This window comes from Streptococcus sp. SCPM-O-B-15277 (M60), from assembly GCF_058200335.1.
Genome location: NZ_JBYQGR010000010.1, coordinates 1 through 5203 on the forward strand (window position 1 = coordinate 1; position 5203 = coordinate 5203).

Genomic DNA, 5203 nt, shown 5'->3' on the forward strand with positions numbered 1-5203 from the left:
AGCTAAGCGACTTCCATATCTCACAGGGGGCAACCCCCAACTACTTCCGGCGTTCTAGGGCTTAACTTCTGTGTTCGGCATGGGAACAGGTGTATCTCCTAGGCTATCGTCACTTAACTTTGAGTCTTACATACTCAAAATTGAATATCTATCAAATTACAAGAAATCCTTACGCTTTCGTATTCTCAGTTACTTTGGATAAGTCCTCGAGCTATTAGTATTAGTCCGCTACATGTGTCGCCACACTTCCACTTCTAACCTATCTACCTGATCTTCTCTCAGGGCTCTTACTGATATAAAATCATGGGAAATCTCATCTTGAGGTGGGTTTCACACTTAGATGCTTTCAGCGTTTATCCCTTCCCTACATAGCTACCCAGCGATGCCTTTGGCAAGACAACTGGTACACCAGCGGTAAGTCCACTCTGGTCCTCTCGTACTAGGAGCAGATCCTCTCAAATTTCCTACGCCCGCGACGGATAGGGACCGAACTGTCTCACGACGTTCTGAACCCAGCTCGCGTGCCGCTTTAATGGGCGAACAGCCCAACCCTTGGGACCGACTACAGCCCCAGGATGCGACGAGCCGACATCGAGGTGCCAAACCTCCCCGTCGATGTGAACTCTTGGGGGAGATAAGCCTGTTATCCCCAGGGTAGCTTTTATCCGTTGAGCGATGGCCCTTCCATACGGAACCACCGGATCACTAAGCCCGACTTTCGTCCCTGCTCGAGTTGTAGCTCTCGCAGTCAAGCTCCCTTATACCTTTACACTCTGCGAATGATTTCCAACCATTCTGAGGGAACCTTTGGGCGCCTCCGTTACCTTTTAGGAGGCGACCGCCCCAGTCAAACTGCCCGTCAGACACTGTCTCCGATAGGGATCACCTATCCGGGTTAGAGTGGCCATAACACAAGGGTAGTATCCCAACAACGTCTCCTTCGAAACTGGCGTCCCGAGCTCATAGACTCCTACCTATCCTGTACATGTGGTACAGACACTCAATATCAAACTGCAGTAAAGCTCCATGGGGTCTTTCCGTCCTGTCGCGGGTAACCTGCATCTTCACAGGTACTAAAATTTCACCGAGTCTCTCGTTGAGACAGTGCCCAAATCATTACGCCTTTCGTGCGGGTCGGAACTTACCCGACAAGGAATTTCGCTACCTTAGGACCGTTATAGTTACGGCCGCCGTTTACTGGGGCTTCAATTCATACCTTCGCGTTACCGCTAAGCACTCCTCTTAACCTTCCAGCACCGGGCAGGCGTCACCCCCTATACATCATCTTACGATTTAGCAGAGAGCTGTGTTTTTGATAAACAGTTGCTTGGGCCTATTCACTGCGGCTGACCTAAAGTCAGCACCCCTTCTCCCGAAGTTACGGGGTCATTTTGCCGAGTTCCTTAACGAGAGTTCTCTCGCTCACCTGAGGCTACTCGCCTCGACTACCTGTGTCGGTTTGCGGTACGGGTAGAGTATGTTTAAACGCTAGAAGCTTTTCTTGGCAGTGTGACGTCACTAACTTCGCTACTAAACTTCGCTCCCCATCACAGCTCAATGTTATAGAATTAAGCATTTGACTCAATTCACACCTCACTGCTTAGACAGACACTTCCAATCGTCTGCTTTAGTTAGCCTACTGCGTCCCTCCATCACTACATACTCTAGTACAGGAATATCAACCTGTTGTCCATCGGATACACCTTTCGGTCTCTCCTTAGGTCCCGACTAACCCAGGGCGGACGAGCCTTCCCCTGGAAACCTTAGTCTTACGGTGGACAGGATTCTCACCTGTCTTTCGCTACTCATACCGGCATTCTCACTTCTATGCGTTCCAGCGCTCCTCACGGTACACCTTCACCACACATAGAACGCTCTCCTACCATACCTATAAAGGTATCCACAGCTTCGGTAAATTGTTTTAGCCCCGGTACATTTTCGGCGCAGGGTCACTCGACTAGTGAGCTATTACGCACTCTTTGAATGAATAGCTGCTTCTAAGCTAACATCCTAGTTGTCTGTGCAACCCCACATCCTTTTCCACTTAACAATTATTTTGGGACCTTAGCTGGTGGTCTGGGCTGTTTCCCTTTCGACTACGGATCTTAGCACTCGCAGTCTGACTGCCGACCATAATTCATTGGCATTCGGAGTTTATCTGAGATTGGTAATCCGGGATGGACCCCTCACCCAAACAGTGCTCTACCTCCAAGAATCTTGATGTCGACGCTAGCCCTAAAGCTATTTCGGAGAGAACCAGCTATCTCCAAGTTCGTTTGGAATTTCTCCGCTACCCACAAGTCATCCAAGCACTTTTCAACGTGCCCTGGTTCGGTCCTCCAGTGCGTCTTACCGCACCTTCAACCTGCTCATGGGTAGGTCACATGGTTTCGGGTCTACGACATAATACTAAAGCGCCCTATTCAGACTCGGTTTCCCTACGGCTCCGTCTCTTCAACTTAACCTCGCATCATATCGTAACTCGCCGGTTCATTCTACAAAAGGCACGCTCTCACCCATTAACGGGCTCGAACTTGTTGTAGGCACACGGTTTCAGGTTCTATTTCACTCCCCTCCCGGGGTGCTTTTCACCTTTCCCTCACGGTACTGGTTCACTATCGGTCACTAGGGAGTATTTAGGGTTGGGAGATGGTCCTCCCAGATTCCGACGGGATTTCACGTGTCCCGCCGTACTCAGGATACTGCTAGGTACAAAGACTATTTAAAATACGAGGCTCTCACTCTCTTTGGCTGATCTTCCCATATCATTCTTCTATAATCTTTGAGTCCACATTGCAGTCCTACAACCCCGAAGAGTAAACTCTTCGGTTTGCCCTCCTGCCGTTTCGCTCGCCGCTACTAAGGCAATCGCTTTTGCTTTCTCTTCCTGCAGCTACTTAGATGTTTCAGTTCACTGCGTCTTCCTCCTCATATCCTTAACAGATATGGGTAACAGGTAGTACCTGTTGGGTTCCCCCATTCGGAAATCCCTGGATCATCGCTTACTTACAGCTACCCAAGGCATATCGTCGTTTGTCACGTCCTTCTTCGGCTCCTAGTGCCAAGGCATCCACCGTGCGCCCTTATTAACTTAACCTTATTTTTCTGACCTTTCAGTCATAAACTCTTATTAATACTACAGCGTTTTCGGTTTATTTTCTTGTTACTATTTGATATAGATATTCAATTTTCAATGTGCATGACTTGGTGATCTCTCACCAATGGAGCCTAGCGGGATCGAACCGCTGACCTCCTGCGTGCAAAGCAGGCGCTCTCCCAGCTGAGCTAAGGCCCCACAAGACCTCTCAAGACTAAACAAGACCAATGTGCTTTCCTTATCCTTAGAAAGGAGGTGATCCAGCCGCACCTTCCGATACGGCTACCTTGTTACGACTTCACCCCAATCATCTATCCCACCTTAGGCGGCTGGCTCCAAAAAGGTTACCTCACCGACTTCGGGTGTTACAAACTCTCGTGGTGTGACGGGCGGTGTGTACAAGGCCCGGGAACGTATTCACCGCGGCGTGCTGATCCGCGATTACTAGCGATTCCGACTTCATGTAGGCGAGTTGCAGCCTACAATCCGAACTGAGACTGGCTTTAAGAGATTAGCTTGCCGTCACCGACTTGCGACTCGTTGTACCAGCCATTGTAGCACGTGTGTAGCCCAGGTCATAAGGGGCATGATGATTTGACGTCATCCCCACCTTCCTCCGGTTTATTACCGGCAGTCTCGCTAGAGTGCCCAACTAAATGATGGCAACTAACAATAGGGGTTGCGCTCGTTGCGGGACTTAACCCAACATCTCACGACACGAGCTGACGACAACCATGCACCACCTGTCACCTCTGTCCCGAAGGAAAACTCTATCTCTAGAGCGGTCAGAGGGATGTCAAGACCTGGTAAGGTTCTTCGCGTTGCTTCGAATTAAACCACATGCTCCACCGCTTGTGCGGGCCCCCGTCAATTCCTTTGAGTTTCAACCTTGCGGTCGTACTCCCCAGGCGGAGTGCTTAATGCGTTAGCTACGGCACTAAACCCCGGAAAGGGTCTAACACCTAGCACTCATCGTTTACGGCGTGGACTACCAGGGTATCTAATCCTGTTTGCTCCCCACGCTTTCGAGCCTCAGCGTCAGTTACAAGCCAGAGAGCCGCTTTCGCCACCGGTGTTCCTCCATATATCTACGCATTTCACCGCTACACATGGAATTCCACTCTCCCCTCTTGCACTCAAGTTAAACAGTTTCCAAAGCGTACTATGGTTAAGCCACAGCCTTTAACTTCAGACTTATCTAACCGCCTGCGCTCGCTTTACGCCCAATAAATCCGGACAACGCTCGGGACCTACGTATTACCGCGGCTGCTGGCACGTAGTTAGCCGTCCCTTTCTGGTAAGATACCGTCACAGTGTGAACTTTCCACTCTCACACTCGTTCTTCTCTTACAACAGAGCTTTACGATCCGAAAACCTTCTTCACTCACGCGGCGTTGCTCGGTCAGACTTCCGTCCATTGCCGAAGATTCCCTACTGCTGCCTCCCGTAGGAGTCTGGGCCGTGTCTCAGTCCCAGTGTGGCCGATCACCCTCTCAGGTCGGCTATGTATCGTTGCCTTGGTGAGCCGTTACCTCACCAACTAGCTAATACAACGCAGGTCCATCTGGTAGTGATGCAATTGCACCTTTTAAGCAGTTATCATGCGATATCTACTATTATGCGGTATTAGCTATCGTTTCCAATAGTTATCCCCCGCTACCAGGCAGGTTACCTACGCGTTACTCACCCGTTCGCAACTCATCCGGAAAGAGCAAGCTCCTTCCTTCAGCGTTCTACTTGCATGTATTAGGCACGCCGCCAGCGTTCGTCCTGAGCCAGGATCAAACTCTCATTAAAAGTTTGAGTTCTCACTCATTTCTGTCACTGACAGATTTATTGTTTTTTTCATTGTTCAGTACTACAACATCAGTTGTAGTGCCCTGCACATTGGTTCGTCTTGTTCAGTTTTCAAAGGTCTTTGCCTCTCACTTCTCTCGTGAGCGACAACTATATTAGTATATCACAGTCACTTTTAACTGTCAACAGGTTTTTTTAACTTTTTTATATCCTATTAACCTCTCTGCAATACACCCATAGTCCGTACGGGATTCGAACCCGTGTTACCGCCGTGAAAAGGCGGTGTCTTAACCCCTTGACCAACGGACC

General features: G+C 49.6%; 2 tRNA genes and 3 rRNA genes. All 5 read right to left on the reverse strand.

What is annotated here, in order from left to right:
• Position 1: 1 nt before the first annotated feature.
• Positions 2 to 117: ribosomal RNA gene (gene rrf, locus AC3E9F_RS08360) — 5S ribosomal RNA — on the reverse strand.
• A 77-nt stretch (positions 118 to 194) separates the two neighbouring features.
• A 23S ribosomal RNA gene (locus AC3E9F_RS08365) occupies positions 195 to 3097 on the reverse strand.
• 125 nt (positions 3098 to 3222) lie between these two features.
• Positions 3223 to 3295 (reverse strand) — tRNA-Ala (locus AC3E9F_RS08370).
• A gap of 50 nt (positions 3296 to 3345) precedes the next feature.
• A 16S ribosomal RNA gene (locus AC3E9F_RS08375) occupies positions 3346 to 4894 on the reverse strand.
• The 16S, 23S and 5S rRNA genes sit together here with 2 tRNA genes alongside, the layout of an rRNA operon.
• 237 nt (positions 4895 to 5131) lie before the next feature.
• Positions 5132 to 5203 (reverse strand) — tRNA-Glu (locus AC3E9F_RS08380).